16 protein-coding genes are annotated in these 18,479 nt (G+C 73.2%); 8 read left to right on the top strand and 8 right to left on the bottom strand.

Features of this window, described 5'->3' with window-relative positions; genetic code table 11:
• Nucleotides 1-21: 21 nt before the first annotated feature.
• The 4 genes from hutI to ACFWGP_RS08135 all read right to left on the bottom strand — a co-directional run bounded on the left by hutI (nt 22) and on the right by ACFWGP_RS08135 (nt 5,050).
• The gene (gene hutI, locus ACFWGP_RS08150; protein ID WP_376930625.1) at nt 22-1,245 is read right to left on the bottom strand and encodes an imidazolonepropionase; all 1,224 of its coding nucleotides are present in this window, start codon (nt 1,243-1,245) and stop codon (nt 22-24) included.
• Nucleotides 1,246-1,375: 130 nt separating this feature from the next.
• Nucleotides 1,376-3,103 (bottom strand): urocanate hydratase, encoded by a 1,728-nt coding sequence (locus ACFWGP_RS08145; RefSeq protein WP_231429752.1) that lies wholly within the window; start codon nt 3,101-3,103, stop codon nt 1,376-1,378.
• Between the two features lie 70 nt (nt 3,104-3,173).
• On the bottom strand, nt 3,174-4,397 hold the full coding sequence (locus tag ACFWGP_RS08140) for a sensor histidine kinase (RefSeq protein WP_376930624.1): 1,224 nt from the start codon (nt 4,395-4,397) through the stop codon (nt 3,174-3,176).
• Nucleotides 4,394-5,050 (bottom strand): response regulator transcription factor, encoded by a 657-nt coding sequence (locus ACFWGP_RS08135; protein WP_231429754.1) that lies wholly within the window; start codon nt 5,048-5,050, stop codon nt 4,394-4,396. Before ACFWGP_RS08135 ends, ACFWGP_RS08140 begins: the two co-directional genes overlap by 4 nt.
• A 128-nt stretch (nt 5,051-5,178) precedes the next feature.
• Between ACFWGP_RS08135 and ACFWGP_RS08130 the strand changes: the two genes are divergently transcribed.
• The 5 genes from ACFWGP_RS08130 to ACFWGP_RS08110 are packed head-to-tail and all read left to right on the top strand — an operon-like array spanning nt 5,179 to nt 9,306.
• Entirely contained in the window at nt 5,179-5,715 is a 537-nt protein-coding gene (locus ACFWGP_RS08130; RefSeq protein WP_376930623.1) for a hypothetical protein, read from the top strand.
• Nucleotides 5,716-5,739: 24 nt separating this feature from the next.
• Nucleotides 5,740-6,330, top strand: coding sequence for a hypothetical protein (locus tag ACFWGP_RS08125; RefSeq protein ID WP_231429756.1), 591 nt, complete (start codon nt 5,740-5,742; stop codon nt 6,328-6,330).
• On the top strand, nt 6,327-7,388 hold the full coding sequence (locus tag ACFWGP_RS08120) for a peptidoglycan-binding protein (protein WP_376930622.1): 1,062 nt from the start codon (nt 6,327-6,329) through the stop codon (nt 7,386-7,388). Before ACFWGP_RS08125 ends, ACFWGP_RS08120 begins: the two co-directional genes overlap by 4 nt.
• The gene (locus ACFWGP_RS08115; RefSeq protein ID WP_376930621.1) at nt 7,385-8,044 is read left to right on the top strand and encodes an ABC transporter ATP-binding protein; all 660 of its coding nucleotides are present in this window, start codon (nt 7,385-7,387) and stop codon (nt 8,042-8,044) included. The genes ACFWGP_RS08120 and ACFWGP_RS08115 overlap by 4 nt, the downstream gene beginning before the upstream one ends.
• On the top strand, nt 8,041-9,306 hold the full coding sequence (locus ACFWGP_RS08110) for an ABC transporter permease (protein WP_376930620.1): 1,266 nt from the start codon (nt 8,041-8,043) through the stop codon (nt 9,304-9,306). Before ACFWGP_RS08115 ends, ACFWGP_RS08110 begins: the two co-directional genes overlap by 4 nt.
• A gap of 122 nt (nt 9,307-9,428) precedes the next feature.
• Here the strand turns inward: ACFWGP_RS08110 and ACFWGP_RS08105 are convergent, their stop codons facing one another.
• Nucleotides 9,429-10,265: a CPBP family intramembrane glutamic endopeptidase gene (locus ACFWGP_RS08105; protein WP_275505246.1), complete on the bottom strand. Its 837-nt coding sequence runs from the start codon at nt 10,263-10,265 to the stop codon at nt 9,429-9,431.
• Nucleotides 10,262-11,062, bottom strand: a complete 801-nt coding sequence (locus tag ACFWGP_RS08100) for a CPBP family intramembrane glutamic endopeptidase (RefSeq protein ID WP_275505247.1) — start codon at nt 11,060-11,062, stop codon at nt 10,262-10,264. The genes ACFWGP_RS08105 and ACFWGP_RS08100 overlap by 4 nt, the downstream gene beginning before the upstream one ends.
• Before the next feature lie 98 nt (nt 11,063-11,160).
• Between ACFWGP_RS08100 and ACFWGP_RS08095 the strand changes: the two genes are divergently transcribed.
• Complete coding sequence (locus ACFWGP_RS08095) at nt 11,161-13,389, top strand: LuxR C-terminal-related transcriptional regulator (protein WP_376930619.1); 2,229 nt, start codon at nt 11,161-11,163, stop codon at nt 13,387-13,389.
• 130 nt (nt 13,390-13,519) lie between these two features.
• Here the strand turns inward: ACFWGP_RS08095 and ACFWGP_RS08090 are convergent, their stop codons facing one another.
• Together ACFWGP_RS08090 and hutH are read right to left on the bottom strand one after the other, a co-directional pair.
• Nucleotides 13,520-15,043: a M23 family metallopeptidase gene (locus ACFWGP_RS08090; protein WP_376930618.1), complete on the bottom strand. Its 1,524-nt coding sequence runs from the start codon at nt 15,041-15,043 to the stop codon at nt 13,520-13,522.
• A gap of 432 nt (nt 15,044-15,475) precedes the next feature.
• Nucleotides 15,476-17,038, bottom strand: a complete 1,563-nt coding sequence (hutH, locus tag ACFWGP_RS08085; RefSeq protein WP_376930617.1) for a histidine ammonia-lyase — start codon at nt 17,036-17,038, stop codon at nt 15,476-15,478.
• 84 nt (nt 17,039-17,122) lie between these two features.
• Between hutH and ACFWGP_RS08080 the strand changes: the two genes are divergently transcribed.
• Nucleotides 17,123-17,899: an IclR family transcriptional regulator gene (locus tag ACFWGP_RS08080; RefSeq protein WP_376930616.1), complete on the top strand. Its 777-nt coding sequence runs from the start codon at nt 17,123-17,125 to the stop codon at nt 17,897-17,899.
• A gap of 107 nt (nt 17,900-18,006) precedes the next feature.
• Nucleotides 18,007-18,441 (top strand): cupin domain-containing protein, encoded by a 435-nt coding sequence (locus tag ACFWGP_RS08075; protein WP_376930615.1) that lies wholly within the window; start codon nt 18,007-18,009, stop codon nt 18,439-18,441.
• Nucleotides 18,442-18,479 lie beyond the last annotated feature (38 nt).

The raw sequence follows: 18,479 nt of genomic DNA, 5'->3' as shown, positions 1-18,479 counted from the left end.
CGCCGGGCCCGCCGGCGCGGCTCAGGCCATCGGTGCGCCGGCGGCCCAGACACGGCGCACGATGGGCACGCCGGGGCGGTATGCGAGGTGCAGGTAGCTGGGGGCGTCGAGCTCGACGAGGTCGGCGCGCATGCCTGGGCGGAGCGCGCCGACGTCGGAACGGCGCAACGCCTTCGCACCGGCGGCCGTCGAGGCCCAGAGCGCCTCGGCAGGGGTCATGTTCATGTCACGCACTGCGACCGCGATGCAGAACGGCATCGAGCTCGTGAAGCACGACCCCGGGTTGCAGTCGCTCGCGAGCGCCACCGTCACCCCGGCCTCGATGAGCCTGCGCGCATCGGGGTACGGCTGCCGGGTCGAGAACTCGACGCCCGGCAGGAGCGTCGCGACGGTGTCGGACGAGGCAAGCGCCGCGACATCCTCGTCGCTCAGGAAGGTGCAGTGGTCGACCGAGGCGGCGCCGAGCTCGACCGCGAGGCGGACGCCGCCGCCCTCGCCGAGCTGGTTGCCGTGCACGCGGATGCCGAGCCCGGCGTCGCGTCCGGCCTCGAGCACCCGGCGCGACTGTTCGGGCGAGAACGCGCCCCGCTCGCAGAAGGCGTCGATCCAGCGCGAGTGCGGCGCGCACGCGTCGAGCATCTCGCCGATGACGACGTCGACGTAGGCATCGCCCGCCGCGACGGGGTCGCCGTCGAAGCGCGGGTCCTCGCGGAACTCGAACGGCACGACGTGCGCACCGAGGAAGGTGACTTCTGAGGTGACCTCGCGGGCGAGGCGTACGAGGCGCTCCTCGTCGGCGACGCTGAGCCCGTAGCCCGACTTCACCTCGAACGTCGTCGTGCCCTGCGCGTGCAGCTCGGCGACGAAGCCCGTGAGCCGGGCGCGCAGCTCGTCGTCGGTCGCGGCGCGGGTGGCGGCGACGGTCGACCTGATGCCGCCCGCCTCGTAACGGCGCCCGGCCATGCGGGCGGCGAACTCCTCGGCGCGGTCGCCGCCGAACACGAGGTGCGTGTGGCTGTCGACGAAGCCTGGGATGACGGCGCGCCCGCCCGCGTCGACGAGCTCGACGCCCGACTCGGGCGTGTGGGCGGATGCATCGGCGGCGGCGCCGACCCAGGTCACTTCGCCGTGCTCGACGAGCACTGCGGCGTCGCGCACGATGCCGAGGGGGCCGCCCTCGCGGCCGGGCTGCTCGTCATTGGTGACGAGCTCGCCGATGTTCGTGATGAGCGTGGCCCGAGGCATCCTGGTCGCCTTTCGATCGTCGTGCTGAGTTCGAGTCTCTCAATCGAGCGGGCGATCTCGGCGGCGCGATCGCGGTGCGATGCGCTGGGATCGCCCACTCGACGGAGGAGGGGAGCGGAGGAGGAGCCGCTCAGCCCTCGAGCATCGGCACGTCGACGCCGCGCTCGCGCGCGACCTCGATCGCCCGCTCGTAGCCGGCGTCGACGTGACGGATCACGCCCATGCCGGGGTCGTTCGTGAGCAGCGCCGTGAGCTTCGCCGCGGCGAGCTCGGTGCCGTCGGCGACGGAGACCTGGCCCGCGTGGATCGAGCGGCCGATGCCGACGCCGCCGCCGTGGTGGATCGACACCCAGGTCGCGCCCGACGACGCGGCGGTGAGGGCGTTGAGGAGGGGCCAGTCGGCGATCGCGTCGGAGCCGTCCTTCATGGCCTCGGTCTCGCGGTACGGCGAGGCGACCGAGCCCGAGTCGAGGTGGTCGCGGCCGATCACGATCGGCGCCTTCACCTTGCCTTCGGCGACGAGCCGGTTGAAGAGCAGGCCGGCCTTGTGGCGCTCGCCGTAGCCGAGCCAGCAGATGCGGGCGGGCAGGCCCTCGAACTCCACGCGCTCGGCGGCGGCGTCGAGCCACTTGTGCAGGTGCGCGTTCTCGGGGAACAGCTCCTTGATCGCCTCGTCGGTGACGCGGATGTCCTCGGGGTCGCCCGAGAGCGCGACCCAGCGGAACGGCCCGAGGCCCTCGCAGAACAGGGGACGGATGTACGCCGGCACGAAGCCCGGGAACTCGAACGCGCGGTCGTAGCCGCCCTTGCGCGCCTCGTCGCGGATCGAGTTGCCGTAGTCGAAGACCTCGGCGCCGGCGTCCTGGAACTCGACCATGGCCTGCACGTGGTGCGCCATCGACGTCTGCGCCTTGCGGGTGAAGCCCTCGGGGTCGTCCTGCGCGGCCTGCTTCCAGTCGGCGACCGAGATGCCCTCGGGCAGGTAGGCGAGCGGGTCGTGCGCGCTCGTCTGGTCGGTGACGACGTCGACGGTCAGCTCGCCCGCGCGGTGGCGGCGCAGGATCTCGGGGAAGACCTCGGCGGCGTTGCCGACGTAGCCGACCGACCAGCCGCGGCGCTCCTCCTTGGCCTTCAGCACCTTGGCGATCGCGGTGTCGAGGTCGGTCTCGACCTCGTCGAGGTAGCGCTTGCCGGCGCGGCGGCGCAGGCGCGTCTCGTCGACGTCGACGATGAGGCAGGCGCCGTCGTTGAGGGTGACGGCGAGGGGCTGGGCACCGCCCATGCCGCCGCAGCCGCCGGTGAGGGTCAGCGTGCCGGCGAGGGGACCCTCGCCGTCGCGAGCCGCCGCACCGCCGAGCGCGCTGCCGCGCCCCTCGCGCTTGAGCTTCTCGCCCACGGCCGCGAAGGTCTCGTAGGTGCCCTGCAGGATGCCCTGCGAGCCGATGTAGATCCACGAGCCTGCGGTCATCTGGCCGTACATCGTGAGGCCCTCGGCCTCGAGGCGGCGGAACTCGGGCCACGTCGCCCAGTCGCCGACGAGGTTCGAGTTCGCGATGAGCACGCGGGGGGCCCACACGTTGGTGCGGAAGACGCCGACGGGCTTGCCCGACTGCACGAGCAGGGTCTCGTCGGCCTCGAGGCGCTCGAGCGTCTTCGTGATGGCGTCGAACGCCTCCCAGTTGCGGGCGGCCTTGCCCGTGCCGCCGTAGACGACGAGGTCCTCGGGGTGTTCGGCGACCTCGGGGTCGAGGTTGTTCATGAGCATGCGCAGCGGCGCCTCGGTCTGCCAGCTCTTCGCGGAGAGCTCGGTGCCGCGAGGCGCGCGGACGGTGCGCGTGGTGGTCGTTGCGTCGGTCATGATTCGATGGTCGCGCACGTGCGGCACTGCGACAACGGATGCCGCGGGGCGGGCGTCTGGGATCCCAGAACTAGCCCGTGGTGGCGTACGACTCGCCGGGAAGGCGCACGGTCACGACGAGCCCGCCGCCCGGCCGGGTCACGAGGGCGAGTTCGCCGTCGTGGGCCTCGACGATCGCCCGCACGATCGAGAGGCCGAGCCCGGCGCCCGAGCCGTTGCCCGTGCGCTCGCCGTCGAGCCGGCGGAAGGGCTCGACCAGGCGGTCGAGCTCGTACGGGGCGATCGGCCGGCCGGTGTTCGTCACCTCGAGCAGGGCCCTGCCCGAGGCATCCGTGCGCGTCGTCACCCGCACCCACCCGTCGGCGGCGAGGTTGTGCCGCACCGCGTTGTCGACGAGGTTGCGCACGAGCTGCTCGAGCAGCACCGGGTCGCCCGCCGTCGGGGCCTCGTCGGCGATGAGCTCGACCGGCGGGGCGGCGGGGTCGCCCGTCGTGCGAGCCCGCGCCTCGTCGACCACGTGCTCGGCGACGTCGGCGAGATCGACGAACCGCCGTTCGCCGAGCTCGCGCTCGGAGCGGGCGAGCAGCAGCAGCCCGTCGATGAGCCGTTCGTGCCGCGCGTTCACCTCGAGCAGGGTCTCGCCGAGGAGCTTCAGGTCGGGCGAGGCGTCGGGCCGCTCGGCGGCGACCTCGATGAGGGCCCGATTGAGGGTCAGCGGCGTGCGCAGCTCGTGCGAGGCGTTCGCGATGAACCTCCGCTGCGCGTCGAACGCGGTGTCGAGGCGCGCGAGCATGCCGTCGAACGTCTCGGCGAGCTCGGTGACCTCGTCGCGCGGACCCGTGAGGTTGATGCGCTCGTGCATGCGGCGGTCGGCGTCGGGCGCGTCGGCGATGCGGCGCGCGGTCTCGGTGATCGTCGAGAGCGGGCGCAGCATGCGCCCGGCGACGAGCCAGCCCATCCATGCCGCGATCGCGCCGACCACGACGACCGCGATCGCGCCCTGGGTGATGAGGGCGCCGAGCGCCTCGTCGCGCGCCGCGCCCACGATCTTCACCGTGTACAGGTAGTTCTGCTCGGCGCCGCCGGGCGGCGTCGGCGCGGCCGGGTCGAACGAGGGCGCCTCCTCGCCCGGTGCGGTGCAGCAGTAGGAGCTGCTCACGATCGACGCGTCGCCGATGAGCCGTTGCTGCACGAGCGCCCAGGTGAGCACGAGCATCACGAGGCCCGCGACGAGGAACAGCAGGCCGTAGACGACCGTCAGCCGGGCGCGCAGGGTGAGCCGGAACCGTCTCATCGGATGCGATACCCCACGCCGGCCTCGGTCTCGATGATCGAGGCATCGCCGAGCTTGCGGCGCAGCTTCAGGATGGTGATGCGCACGACTCCCGTGAACGGGTCGATGTTCTCGTCCCACGCCTTCTCGAGCAGCTGCTCGGCGGACACGTATGCGCCGTCGGCGCGCAGCAGCTCGACGAGCACCGCGAACTCCTTCTTCGACAGCGGCACGTACCGGCCGTGGCACACGACCTCGCGGTGGTGGGTGTCGACCCGCACGCCGGCGCGCTCGAGCACGGGCGGCGCGGCGGGCCGAGAACGCCGGCCGAGCGCCTCGACGCGCGCGCCGAGCTCGGCGAACGCGAACGGCTTCGGCAGGTAGTCGTCGGCGCCCATCGCGAGGCCCGCCACCCGGTCGTCGACCGTGCCGGCCGCGGTGAGCATGAGCACGCGCGTCGGCATCTCGGCGGCGGCGATGTGGCGGCACACGTCGTCGCCGTGCACGACGGGCAGGTCGCGGTCGAGCACGACGAGGTCGTAGTCGTTGACGTCGACCCGTTCGAGCGCGCTGCCGCCGTCGCCGACCACGTCGACCGCGTGCGCCGCGTTCCGCAGCCACTCGGCGACGGCACCGGCGAGCAGCGGCTCGTCCTCCGCGACCAGGATGCGCATCTGCCCATTGTCGCCGGTCGGTGCGTTACCGGGGCGTTAGCGCGCACGGTCACGACCGGGAAACGGCGGCTGGGGTGTGCTGGGCAGACCCGGGGCCGCGGCGGCCCCGCTCGACGGAAGGACCTCGGATGCCTCGCCCCAGCCGGCTCGCGACCCCGATGCTCGGCGTGCTCGTCGTCACCGCGGCACTCCTGCTCGCCGGGTGCACGGCCGACGCGCCGCCGTCGGTCGCGTCGCTCGACGACCCGGATGCCCCGGGCATCGCCGGCCTCGCGTCGACGACCGAACCGGCGCTCGATCTCGACGGCGACCCCCGCGGCCTCAGCGAGTGCATGGCCGAGCAGGGGGTGCCGATCCCGATGCCGACGCAGGACGGACATTCGTTCACGTACCGGTACCCCGAGGGCGTGCCCATCGAGGAGGTCGACGAGGCGCTCGCCGCCTGCGCCCGCTTCATGCCGGGCGCCGGCGTCCCGCCCGAGCACGACCCCGAGCAGCTCGCACGGCTGCGGGAGCTCGCCGAGTGCATGCGCGAGCACGGGGTCGACGACTACCCAGATCCGCGTCCCGACGGCGTCATCGACATCCCGCCCGGGAGCCCGATCGATCCGACCGCCCCCGACTACCTCGCCGCCCAGGCGGCCTGCGTGCACAGCGACCGCTGACACGCCCACACGAAAGGACTCGACATGTTCCGCACACATCGGCGGGAGGCATCCCTCTCGGTCGTCATCGCCCTCGCGGCCGCGCTGGCACTGGCCGGCTGCACACCCGCGGCGTCGGGGGTCGCCTCGCTCGACGGCGACCCGCAGGCGCAGCAGTCGTCGCCACCGGGCGGCGACGATGGTGACGGCGGCGGCGGGGGCGACGGCGACCAGGTGGCGTTCGCCGAGTGCATGCGCGAGCACGGCATCGACATGCCCGACCCCGACACCGAGGACGGCGGGTTCGCGATCGCGATCCCCGAGGGATCCGATCCCGACGAGGTCGACGCGGCGATGGAGGCCTGCAAGGAGTTCATGCCGAACGGCGGCGAGATGCCGAAGCCGAACGCCGAGCAGCTCGCCCAGATGCGCGAGTTCTCCGAGTGCATGCGGGACGAGGGCATCGAGGGATTCCCCGACCCGAGCGCCGACGGCGGCCTCCGGATCGACTCGGACATGGGTTTCGACCCCGAGAGCGACGAGTTCCGCGAAGCCCAGGAGAAGTGCGGCGAGTCGATGCCGAAGCCCAAGGGCGAAGACGGCGGGCCGGCGACGAGCGAAGGCGGCGAGTCGTGAGCACGCGGGCACGACTCGGCTGGATCGGGCTCGGCCTGCTCGCCGTGGCGGGCGTGGGAGTGACCGCGGCGGCCGCGAGCGGGTTCGGGTTCGCCCCGGCCGCCGCGACGCCCGCGCCGGCCGCCCCCGAGACGGGCGAGGTCACGCGGGGCGACCTCATCGCGACGACGACGGAATCGGGCGAGCTCGCGAACGCGGGCGAGACCGTGCTGCGCGCCGACGGCGGCACCCTCACGTGGCTGCCCGCGGCCGGCGCCGTCGTCGAGCGCGGCGGTCAGCTCTACCGGGTCGACGACGCACCCGTCGTGCTGCTCGTCGGGGCGATGCCCGCCTACCGGGTGCTCGCGCCGGGAACCTCGGGCGCCGACGTGCGCCAGTTCGAGGAGAACCTCGCCGCGCTCGGCTACACGGGCTTCGACGTCGACGACGACTACACGTGGGCCACCGCCGACGCGGTCGAGGACTGGCAGGAGGCGCTCGGCGTCGACGAGACCGGCACGGTCGAGCCGTCGCGAATCCACTACGCGGGCGGATCGGTGCAGGTGACCTCGGTCGCGGCCGACGTCGGCGACGCGGCCGCAGGCGAGGTGCTCACGACCGCGAGCACCGACCGCGTCGTGCAGGTCGACCTCGACGAGACGGATGCCGCGTACGCAGTCGTCGGCGCGGTCGTCGAGGTCGCGCTGCCCGACGGAACGACGTTCCCCGCCACGGTCACCTCGGTCGAGACCGTCGTGATCCCCGGTGAGGACCCGCCCATGGGCAACGGCGACACGACCGTGCTCCGGGTCACCGCGACCCCCGACGACCCGGCCGCCGTCGGTGCGGCCGGCGGGTCTACCGCCGAGGTGGCCTTCACCGCCGAGACCCGCGAGGGCGTGCTCAGCGTGCCCGTGACGGCGCTGCTCGCGCTCGCCGAGGGCGGCTACGCCGTCGAGGTCGTGCGCGGCGACGGCACCGAGCTCGTCGGCGTCGAGACGGGGCTGTTCGCCGACGGGCGGGTCGAGGTCGCCGGCGCCGGCATCGCCGAGGGCGACACGGTGGTGGTCGCGTCGTGAGCGCGATCGTCGAGCTCGAGGCCGTCGGCAAGTCGTACGACGGCGTCACCGCGCTCCGTGGCGCGAGCCTCTCGATCGACGCGGGCGAGTTCACGGCGATCGTCGGGCCCTCGGGGTCGGGCAAGTCGACCCTGCTGCAACTCATCGGCACGCTCGACCGCCCGACCGAGGGCGTCGTGCGGGTCGACGGCCACGACACCGCGCAGCTCACCGACCGGCAGCTGTCGGGCCTGCGGGCGCACCGCATCGGGTTCGTCTTCCAGCAGTTCCACCTGGCGGCCGGCGTGCCCGCGATCGACAACGTCGCAGAGGGCCTGCTCTACCAGGGCGTCGGCACCGCGAAGCGGCGTGAGCTGGCTGGGGAGGCGCTCGAACGCGTCGGCCTCGGGCACCGGCTGCGCCATCGTCCGCACGAGCTGTCGGGCGGTGAGCGCCAGCGCGTGGCGGTGGCCCGTGCGATCGCGGGGCGCCCTGGCATCGTGCTCGCCGACGAGCCGACGGGCAATCTCGACTCGGCCTCCGGCGGCGAGGTGATGGGCCTGCTCGACGGACTCAACCGCGAGGGCACGACCGTCGTCGTGATCACGCACGACCACGACATCGCGGCCCGGGCGCGGCGACGCATCGCCCTGCGCGACGGGGAGGTGCAGCCGTGAGCCGGCGTGCGCCCGAGGCATCCGGCCGGAAGGTGCCGCCCGCACCCGCGGAACCGCGGTCACCCGCGGAGCTGCCCGCACCCGCGCGCCTGCGCGCGGGCGACGTGCTCCGCGTCGGCGGCGCGGGGCTGCGGGCACGGCCCCTGCGGGTCGTGCTGTCGGCCCTCGGCATCGCGATCGGCATCGCCGCGATGATCGCGGTCGTCGGCATCTCGAGCTCGAGCCGCGCCGAGCTCGAGCGGCAGCTCGACCGGCTCGGCACCAACCTCCTGGCCGTGGCGCCGGGCAACGACCTCTTCGGCGAGGCCGCCACGCTGCCCGACGAGGCGCCCGCGATGATCGAGCGCATCGGACCGGTGACCGACGTCTCGGCGCTCGGAACCGTCGAGGCGAAGGTGTACCGCAACGAGTTCATCGACCCGAACGAGTCGGGCGGCATCGCCACCTACGCCGTCGACCTCGACATGCCCGAGACCGTCGGCGCCGAACTGGCCGACGGCGACTGGCTCAACGCCGCGACCGAGCGCTATCCGGTCGTCGTGCTCGGGTCGGCCGCCGCCGAGTTGCTCGGCATCGACCGGGCCGGCGCCGACGTGCGGGTGCTCATCGGCGGCGAGTGGTTCACGGTCGCGGGAATCCTCGCGCCCGTGCCGCTCGCGACCAAGCTCGACACCGCGGCGCTCATCGGCTGGCCGGTCGCCGAGGCGCTGCTCGACTTCGACGGGCACCCGACGGCCGTCACGGTGCGCACCGACGAGGACGCCGTCGACGCCGTGCGCGACGTGCTCGCCGCGACCGCGAACCCGACGAGTCCCAACGAGGTGCAGGTCTCGCGCCCCTCCGATGCGCTCGTGGCGCGGGCGGCGGCCGACCAGGCGTTCACGGGGCTGCTCGTCGGGCTCGGGGCGGTGGCCCTGCTCGTCGGCGGCGTCGGCGTCGCGAACACGATGGTGATCTCGGTGCTCGAACGCCGCGGAGAGATCGGCCTGCGCCGATCGCTCGGTGCGACGCGCGGGCACATCCGCGCGCAGTTCCTCACCGAGTCGCTGCTGCTCGCGCTCGTCGGCGGGGCGGCCGGGGTGATCGTCGGCGTCGTCGCGACGACCGTGTACTCGCTGCTGCAGGGCTGGCCGACGCTCGTGCCGATCTGGGCCTCGGTCGGCGGGTTGCTCGCGACCGTCGTCGTCGGCGTGGTCGCGGGGCTCTACCCGGCCATCCGGGCGTCCCGGCTCTCGCCGACGGAGGCGCTCGCGACGGCGTGAAGGCCTCGCCGTCGGCGGGGGCCGGCGTGCGGGATGGGAACAGCCCCCGGGCCTGGTCGGCCCGGGGGCTGTTCGGTGGTGCGGGATGCCGCGGGCGGAGCGGTGCGGCTGCCCGATGCGGCTCAGCGGGGAACGGCGGCGCCCGGCTCGACGAGTCCCGGGCCGGCCGCGTTCTCGCCGACCCTGCCCCGGATGAAGATCAGCAGCACGAGGCCGGTGATGATCACGCCGACGTTGCCCAGGCCGGCGATGCCGGTCAGTGCGCCCTCGGCCGGGTAGGCGGTCTGCAGGAAGATCGACGGGTCGGTCGAGGCGTGCAGCAGGATCGGCCAGATCAGGTGGCCCGTCACGCGCAGGGCGAGGTACATGCACAGCCCGAACGCGAACGTGTAGACGAGCTGCAGCAGGGTCGCGAAGGGCGACTGGCCCGACAGCAGGTTGCCCGCGTGCAGCGCGGCGAAGAGCGCCGCCGAGACGACCGCGACCGAGATCTCGCGATAGCCGTGCCTGCGCATGAGGTTCACCACGAAGCCCCGCGTCAGCGTCTCCTCGGCGAAACCGATGAACAGGCCCGCGACCAGCCACGTAATCACCATGGCGGCGCCGGCCTCGGCGTAGTCGACGGTCGCGAACCGCAGCACGTTGAAGAGCAGCACGACCCCGACCGCGATCCACATCCAGCCTCGCCCGCGGATCGGCTGCGGACCGAACAGCTCGCGCAGCCACCCCAGCGAGACGGCGAACACGACGAGGATGACGCCGCCGAGCGCGATCGGCAGCGCGGTGCCGACGAAGACGGCCATCGCCGGGTCGTCGATGCCGGCCAGCAGCGGGCCGAAGAGGAACGAGCCGCCCTGGTAAAGCGTGTAGTACGCGACGACGGCGAGCAGCGACCGCCACCAGCCGCCGCGCTCCCAGAACCGCCTCCACGGGGTCCAGGTGGTCTCCGCGGCGGTCATGCGAGGCTCGCAGCCGCGCGCGGCGACTCGATGCGCTCGTCGGCGCCGCGGATCACGAAGGCGACGACGATGAGGCCGAGCACGCCGGCGACGAGGTCGACGGTGCCGCCGAGGGCGGCGAGCGGGCCAGCGGTGCCGTGACCGACCGCGAAGGTCGAGAAGTCCCACAGGCCGTGCAGCACCATCGCCCAGATGAGCGTGCCCGTCGTGCGGCGCAGGATGTAGAACACCGTGCCGCCGAGGAACGCCATGCCCACCTGCGTCGTCGTGAGCCCGAGATCTTGGCCCGAGAGCGCGTTCGTGAAGTGCATCAGCGCGAACGCGGCCGAGCTGATGAACCACACCCAACCCTCGGCGAGACGGCTCCGGAGGCCGACGAGCAGCAGGCCGCGGGTCGCCATCTCCTCGGTGAAGCCGACGAGCAGGAGCACGACGGACGCGGCGAAGAAGCCGAGGTCGTAAGAGCCCCAGTCGGTGCTCGCGAGGTTCATGACGAGGGCGACCGCCATGATCGCGGGCACGAAGATCGGCCAGCGCGCGCTGTGCTTGCGATCGAACAGGGCGGGATGCCACCATCCGAGCAGGCTCGTCGTGATCGCGAGCAGTACCGCACCGATGATGAGCGAGATTCCCGCGCCGAGGAAGAGCGTGCCGGCATCGCGGCCGAAGTCGGTGTACGGAATGCCGCTCAGCTGTTGCACGATGAAGACGAGCACGGCATATGCGGCCCAGATCACGAGGCCGATCCAGACGCGAGGTCGAACGCGGAGGACCGGTGCCGGCTGCAGGGATGTCATGGTTCGAAGGTATTGGATCGAGAGGTTCCTCGAGCAGCCGTCGCGGGGCGGTGTCGCGTAATTCACCTGGGTGATTCTCTGAGCGAGAATATGAGGCGATGTTCCCGGCCACGAAGTTCCGCCCGCCGACGCCAGGGCCCAACGTGATCGCGCGACCTGAGCTGTTCGATCAGCGGAGCGGAGCGCGCCCCGCGGTCGTCGTCGTGCGTGCGCCAGCCGGGTACGGCAAGACGACCGCGGCAGCCCTGTGGGCGGAAGGTGACTCACTGGCCGACGGTGACCCACGTGCGCACGGCTTCGGGGGCCACCGGCCCGCCCGGTGCATCTGGGTGAGTCTCGACGTCGACGATGACGACCCGGCCGGGCTCTGGGCGGCGATCACGGCTGCGGCCGCAGGCGCCGGCCTGTGGAGCGGGCGCGTACCGGAGGCATCCGGGGTCGGCGGAGCACGCGCGGGCGCGATCGTGCCGTTGATCGACGCGTTCGCGGCGACGGATGCCGACTGGGTGCTCGTGCTCGACGATGCTCACCGGCTCACGCACGAGGACACTGTCGCGAGCCTCGATTGGTTCGTCGGCCGTGCGCCCGAGAACCTCACCACGATCGTGGCGACGCGGACGCCGCTCGCGCTGCCCGCCGTCGACCGCTTTCTGGCGCGCGGCCGGGCGATCGAGGTCGGCGTGGAGGAACTGCGGCTCGACGACCGGCAGGCCGCCGTGCTGCTGCGCGACGCGCACGGGCTCGAGCTCACCGCCTCCGACGTCGCGCACGTCGTCGAGGTCACCGGCGGTTGGCCCGCCGCCGTATCGCTCGTGGGATCGGCCCTTGCGCGGGGCGTGCCGCTCGCGGGCATCGGTGCGCACCGCCCCGACGACGGGGGCCTCGACGCCCTCGTGCGCGAAGGGCTCGCCGGGAGCTCGCGACAGGATCATGCGCTGCTGCTCAGCCTCTCGGTGTTCGAACGGTTCGACGCCGTGACGGTGCAAGAGGTGGTGCAGGACGATCGCGCCTGGCCGCTCGCCATGGAGGTCGCCGCCCGCACGGGGCTCGTCGCGACGCTCGACGACGAGGGGCGGTGGTGGCGGCTGCACCATCTCGTGCGCGACCGTCTCGCCGCCGAGCTCCAGCGCGAGGATCCGCTCCTGCGCCGCGAGCTGCATCGCCGGGCCTTCGCGGTTTTCGAGCGTGAGCACGACCTCGTCGCCACCATCCACCATCTGCTCGGTGCCGATGACTACGACACCATCGCCGACATCCTCGCGAACGTGCGCAGCACGACGATCGTGCCGCGGCAGTCGCTCGGGCTCAGCTGGCTTGACCGTATCCCCGAGTCGGCGCTCGACCGCGACCCCCGGCTCGCCTTCTACGAAGCCTGGGCGACGTCGACCGCCGGCGATGCGACGCGGAGGGACCGCGCACTCGCGCGCGGTCGGCTCGCGGCCGTCGGCCGGGCGGTAGAGGGCTTTCGCAACTGGGACGACGTCGAGGACTTCGTGCACTCGATGGCGTGCTTCGGCGATGTCGGCACGGCCCACCGTGCTGGCCAGCGATTCCTCGCCTCGTACGACGCATCGAGCCCGCTCATGCCGCTCGTCGCGATGCGTACGGCCTCGATGCGGTATCTCGAAGGACGGTGCACCGAGGCCCTCGAACTGCTGGACGACGTCGAACGCGCGGGGCCCCTCGCGCGTCCCCTGCGGCTGTTCGTCCCGGCCTACCGCGCCCTCTGCCTGTTCGAGCTCGATGATCGTGTCGCGGCCGCCGAGCAGGTGGAGCGGAGCGTGCGGGCGCGCGCCGCGTACAAGATCGGTCCCGATCCTGTCTACCTGCCCGCCGAGCAGGCGCTGGCCAGGCATCGTACCGAGTCGGGCGACGCCGTCGCAGGGCGCGCGATCGCCGCCGGCGCGCTCGAGACCGCGCGCCAGCAGGGCGATTCGGTGCTCGTCGTGCCGCACCTGCTCATCGAGCTCGCGCGCGCGGAGCTCGCACTCGGCCGCGCCGCCGAGGCCGTCGTGTCGCTCAACCGTGCCGAGGAGCTGTGCGTCGGGTTCTCCGACCCCGGTGCCCTCCCGGCGCGCATCCGGCAGGTCCGCGAGCGTTCGAAGACCCGTCGTAGTGCCGCGGGGAACCGCGAGGCGTTGAGCCGTCGCGAGCTCGAGGTACTGACCCTGCTGCCAAGTGCGCTGAGTGCCGCGGAGATTGGGTCGGAGCTGTTCGTCTCGACCAACACCGTGCGGAGCCACGTGAAGTCGATCCACCGTAAGCTGGGCGTGACCACGCGCACCGAGGCGGTCGCCGCCGCACGTCGAGCCGGCCTCATCGCCTGAGGCAGCGCGCGGGTCGACCTCGCGTCAACCGGGCGACCGCGCCACGACCGAGGCGGCACGCGGGTGCCGCGGCCGCAGCGGCACACCGGTGCCGCCTCGCAGGCGGACGATCGTCGACGGGACCCGAGGATCAGCCGAGTTCGATGCCGCGTGCGGCCATGAACGGGATCGCGTCGACCGCGCTGCCGTCGATGCGCACCTCGAAGTGCAGGTGGCAACCGGTCGATGCGCCGGTCGAGCCGACGGCACCGATGAGCTCGCCTGCTTCGACCTTCTGGCCGGGGGTCACGAGGATGCCGCCGTCGATGAGGTGCGCGTACCCGGTCGAGATGCCCGACCCGTGGTCGATGAGCACCCAGTTGCCGTACGTGCCGTTCGCGCGGGCCTCGACGACCGTGCCGCTCGTCGCCGCGTAGACGGGGTTGCGGCAGCCCGTCGCGAGGTCGGTGCCGCGGTGGAAGTCGTTGACGCCCGCCAACGGCTTGTCGGGGCGGGGGCCGAACCCGTCGGTGAGGTTGCCCGTGACCGGCAGCGACCAGCCCTGGTCGCTCAGCTGGCCCGAGTCCGTCGGCAGCGTCTCGATGAACGCGACGCTCGATGACGCGACGCGCGTCTTCAGGCCGGAGAGCGCGGCTCGCGCAGCGGTGACGGCGTCTTGCGCCCGCTCGACCTTGCGCTCGGCCGCCTCGACGTCGATCGCCTCGACGTCGGCCCAGGCCTCGTCGGCGCGTTCCTGCGCGGCATCGGCTTCGGCGTCGCGCTTCGCGGTGATCTCGAGCAGCTGTTCGGTGTCGCCGGCGATCTCGCTGACGCGGGCGACGCCGCCGAGCCCGGCGAGCAGGTCGTGCCCCGAGCCGAATGCGGCCTCCATGGAGTTCAGCGAGGCGTTGCCGCCCTTCGACGCCGCGACGTATACGGCCGCCGCGGCGTCGGCCTTCTCGCGCGCCTGCTCGGCGAGCGACTGCATGTGCTCGGCGATGCCGCGCGCGACCTCGCGCGTGGAGCGGACCGCGGCGAGGTCGGCCTCTGCGTCGCGGAGCGCGGCGACCGCCCGGTCGAGCTTCGCCCGTGCCTGCAGCATCGGACCGACGCTCGAGTCGACCCCGCTCGAGATGCGGGCGAACGGTCCGTCGCCGATGAGCACGACGGGCGCGCGCGGCGACGTCGTCGGGGCGCCGGTCGTGGGAGTCGTCGGCGTCGGCGTCGGCGTGTCGGTCGGAGTGGGCGTCGGCGTCGGCGTCGGAGTGGGCGTGGGAGTCGGAGTCGGCGTCGGAGTGGGCGTGGGAGTCGGCGTCGGAGTGGGCGTCGGGGTGGGCGTGGGAGTCGGCGTCGGGGTGGGCGTCGGCTCGGGGGTCGGCGTCGGCGTGGGAGTGGGCGTGGTGGTCGGGTCGTCCGTCGGCGTTCCCTCGCCGTCGGTCGCCCCGGTGTCGCCCCCGCTCGTGCCGTCGCCGGTCTCGGTCGTGCCGCCATCGGCCGGCGCGGGATCGCTCGCCGGGTCGCCCTCCGCCGCGGTCGTGTCGGTCGTCGCCTCGACCGTGCTCGTCGCGTCGGCGGTACCGGTCGCGTCGGTGCCCGTGGCGTCGGTGCCCGTCGCGTCGGTGGTCGTGCTGGTCGCCTCGACCGGAGCCGCCTCTTCGGCGATCGCCGGGGTCATGCCCCCGACCCCGATCAGCACCGCCACCGCGGCGGCCGCGATCGCAGTACCGCTGGGGCGCGTACGTCGCGCGCGAAGCGGGTCGTGCTGGATCAAGGCGAAGCGGTGGGGCATCAGGGTTCCGTCCGGTCGTCGGTTTCGGGGCCGACGAACCCCAGTCTCGCATCCGTCCGGGTGGGGCACAACCGGTCAGTTCACAGGCTTCGTGCCCTCTTCGGGGGAGACTTCGCACCCTTCTCAGGGCGGAGCGCGGGCGCGGGCGACGTTTTCATCCCCTCCTTGCAGCGGTGACGGCGCGTCGCCGCACCGGTCCTGAACCGACGAGGGCCGCCTGAAGGGCCGGGCATGCGGGCGAACGCAGAACGGGCCGACGCGGCTGCATCCGGAACTGATGCGACCGCGCCGGCCCTCCGGCGTCGGCGGGGACTCCGGTCAGTCGAGGTGACCGGCGACCGACGCCGCCTCGGCCGCGACGCGGCCGCTCGCCACCGCGGCGGCGATGGCTTCGATCTCGGGCGAGAGGAAGCGGTCGGGGCCCGGGCCCGCACCGAGCGACTCGGTGAGCGCGATGACCGCGCCGGTCGGGGCGCCCGGCTCGAGCGGAGCGCGCAGGGCGAGGCCGCGGGCGGCCGTCATGACCTCGATCGCGAGCACGCGGGCGAGGCCGTCGACGGCGCGGCGCAGCTTGCGAGCCGCTGCCCAGCCCATCGACACATGGTCCTCCTGCATGGCCGACGAGGGGATCGAGTCGACCGAGCTCGGCACCGCGAGGCGCTTCATCTCCGAGACGATGCCCGCCGCGGTGTACTGCGCGATCATGAGGCCCGAGTCGACGCCGACCTCGTGCGCGAGGAAGGGCGGCAGCCCCTGGTTGCGCGCCCGGTCGAGGAAGCGGTCGGTGCGGCGCTCCGACATCGACGCGACATCCGCCGCGGCGATCGCGAGGAAGTCGAGCACGTAGGCGACGGGGGCGCCGTGGAAGTTGCCGTTCGACTCGACCCGGCCGTCCTTCGTGAGCACGGGGTTGTCGACGGCGCTCGCGAGCTCGGCCTCGGCGACGCCGACCGCGTGCGCGACGGTGTCGCGTGCGGCGCCGTGCACGATCGGGGCGCAGCGCAGCGAGTAGGCGTCCTGCACGCGGCCGTCTTCGGGACCCTTGTGCGAGTGCACGATCGGCGAGTCGGCGAGGAGCTTGCGGAAGTTCGACGCCGAGATCGCCTGGCCGCGCTGCGGGCGGAGGGCCTGCAGGTCGGCCGCGAACACGGCGTCGGTGCCCATGAGGCCCTCGACGCTCATCGAAGCTGAGATGTCGGCCGTGGTGAGGAGCATCTTGAGGTCGGTGATGGCGAGGGCGAGCATGCCGAGCATGCCGTCGGTGCCGTTGATGAGGGCGAGGCCCTCCTTCTCGCCGAGGTGGAGGGGGGCGATGCCCGCCGCCGAGAGCGCTGCCGAGGCATCCACGAGCTCGCCCGACGCGTCGCGCACGTCGCCCTCGCCCATCGCGACGAGCGCGCAGTGGGCGAGCGGGGCGAGGTCGCCCGAGCAGCCGAGCGAGCCGTACTCCCGCACGACCGGGGTGATGCCCGCGTTGAGGATCGCCGCGTACGTCTCCGCGGTCTCGCGGCGCACGCCCGTGCGGCCGGTCATGAGGGTCGAGAGGCGGAGCAGCATGAGGGCGCGCACGACCTCGCGCTCGACCTCGGCGCCCGAGCCCGCGGCGTGCGAGCGCACGAGGCTCGCCTGCAGCTGGGCGCGGCGGTCGGCGGCGATGAAGGTCGTGGCGAGCGCACCGAAGCCCGTCGAGATGCCGTAGTGCGGGTTCGGGTCGGCGGCGAGGCCGTCGATGATCTCGCGGCTCGCGGCCACCTCGGCGAGGGCGGCCGGGTCGAGCATGACGGGGGCACCGTGGCGGGCGACCGCGACGACGTCGTCGATGCTCAGGCCGGCGATGCCGACGGTGACGGCGGTGGGGGTCGAGGACGCGTTGCTGCTCATGCTCATATTCCACAACGGGGACGACGCGCGCGGGAGGCCCGATCGAGGGTGGCTGTCTGGCATCCCGGACGATACGCTGGGCGAATGGCGACTTCGAAGGTGCCGGCCGCCGACCAGACGCTCGCGATCCTCGCCCATCTGGCGTCGCAACGCGGCCCGGTGCCCGCCGCGACCATCGCCCAGGCGCTCGAACTGCCGCGCTCGACCGTCTACCACCTGCTCGCCGTCATGCAGGAGCGCGGCTTCGTCGTTCACCTGCCCGAGGAGCGGCGCTACGGCCTCGGCATCGCCGCGTTCGAGCTGTCGAGCGGCTTCAGCCGGCAGCAGCCGCTCGCCCGGCTCGGCGGCCCGCTCGTCGCGTCGCTCGTCGACCGCATCGGCGAGAGCGGGCACCTCGCCGTGCTGCACGGGCGCGACGTGCTCTACCTCGTCGAGGAGCGGGCGCCCCGTCGCCCCTCGCTCGTCACCGACGTGGGCGTGCGCCTCCCGGCGCACCTCACCGCGACCGGCCGCGCGATGCTCGCGGCGCTGCCGCCGGCGCAGTTGCGCGCGCTCTACCCCGACCGGGCGGCGTTCGCGTGGCGCGGCGACCCCGAGGCATCCGGCACGTGGCGGTACTCGCTGCTCAAGCAGGTGCTGCACGGCGTGCGCGAGGCGGGGTTCGCCGGCGAGGACGGCGAGGTGACCGAGGGCCTCGCCTCGGTCGGCGTGGCGGTGCTCGACCACGTCGGCTGGCCCGCGGCCGCGATCGCGGTCACCTACCGTGCCGAATCGGATGCCGCGGAGCGTGCCGACGAGATCACGGCCGCCGTCCGGGCCGCCGCGGGTGAGCTGTCGCGCCGTATCGGCGCCGTCCGCTGAGCGGTCCGCGATCACCTCGCGAGTCGCCGGAACATGTCGGGAATTCGACGAAGAGGGACGCTTCTCGGAGACTCGGCGGATGCGAACCGGCCGGTAGCGTGACGGGTATGACGGCATACGAGGTACTGGAGATCGGCGCGCTCGACGAATGGCGCTCGCATTACGGCGGATTCCGCCCCGACAGCTCGCGCGACGGGCGCCGGGTCGTCGACCACGACCTCGAGATGCAGTACATCGGGCTCACGGCGAACGCCCTCGAGCCCGGCGAGGAGGCCGGCTACTGGCACACGCACGCGCGCATCGAGGAGCTCTACGTCTTCCTCTCGGGTCGCGGGCAGATGGGCCTCGACGACGAGGTCGTCGAGGTCGGACCGGGCACGGTGGTGCGGGTCGGCCAAGGGGTCGCCCGCACCTGGCGCTGCGCGCCCGACGGCACCGAGCAGCTGCGCTGGCTGTGCATCCGCGCCGGCGGCTCCGAACTGCCGCACCTGCCCGACGACTCGGCGCGGCTGCCCGAGAAGCCGATGCCCTGGGGCGACTGACCCGGCCGTCGGTCGAGTGGCGGAGCGCATCGGGACCA

It is taken from the genome of Agromyces sp. NPDC127015 (assembly GCF_042725165.1).
Classification (GTDB): Bacteria; Actinomycetota; Actinomycetes; order Actinomycetales; family Microbacteriaceae; genus Agromyces; species Agromyces chromiiresistens.
This window is presented reverse-complemented; position numbering and strand designations above follow the sequence as displayed.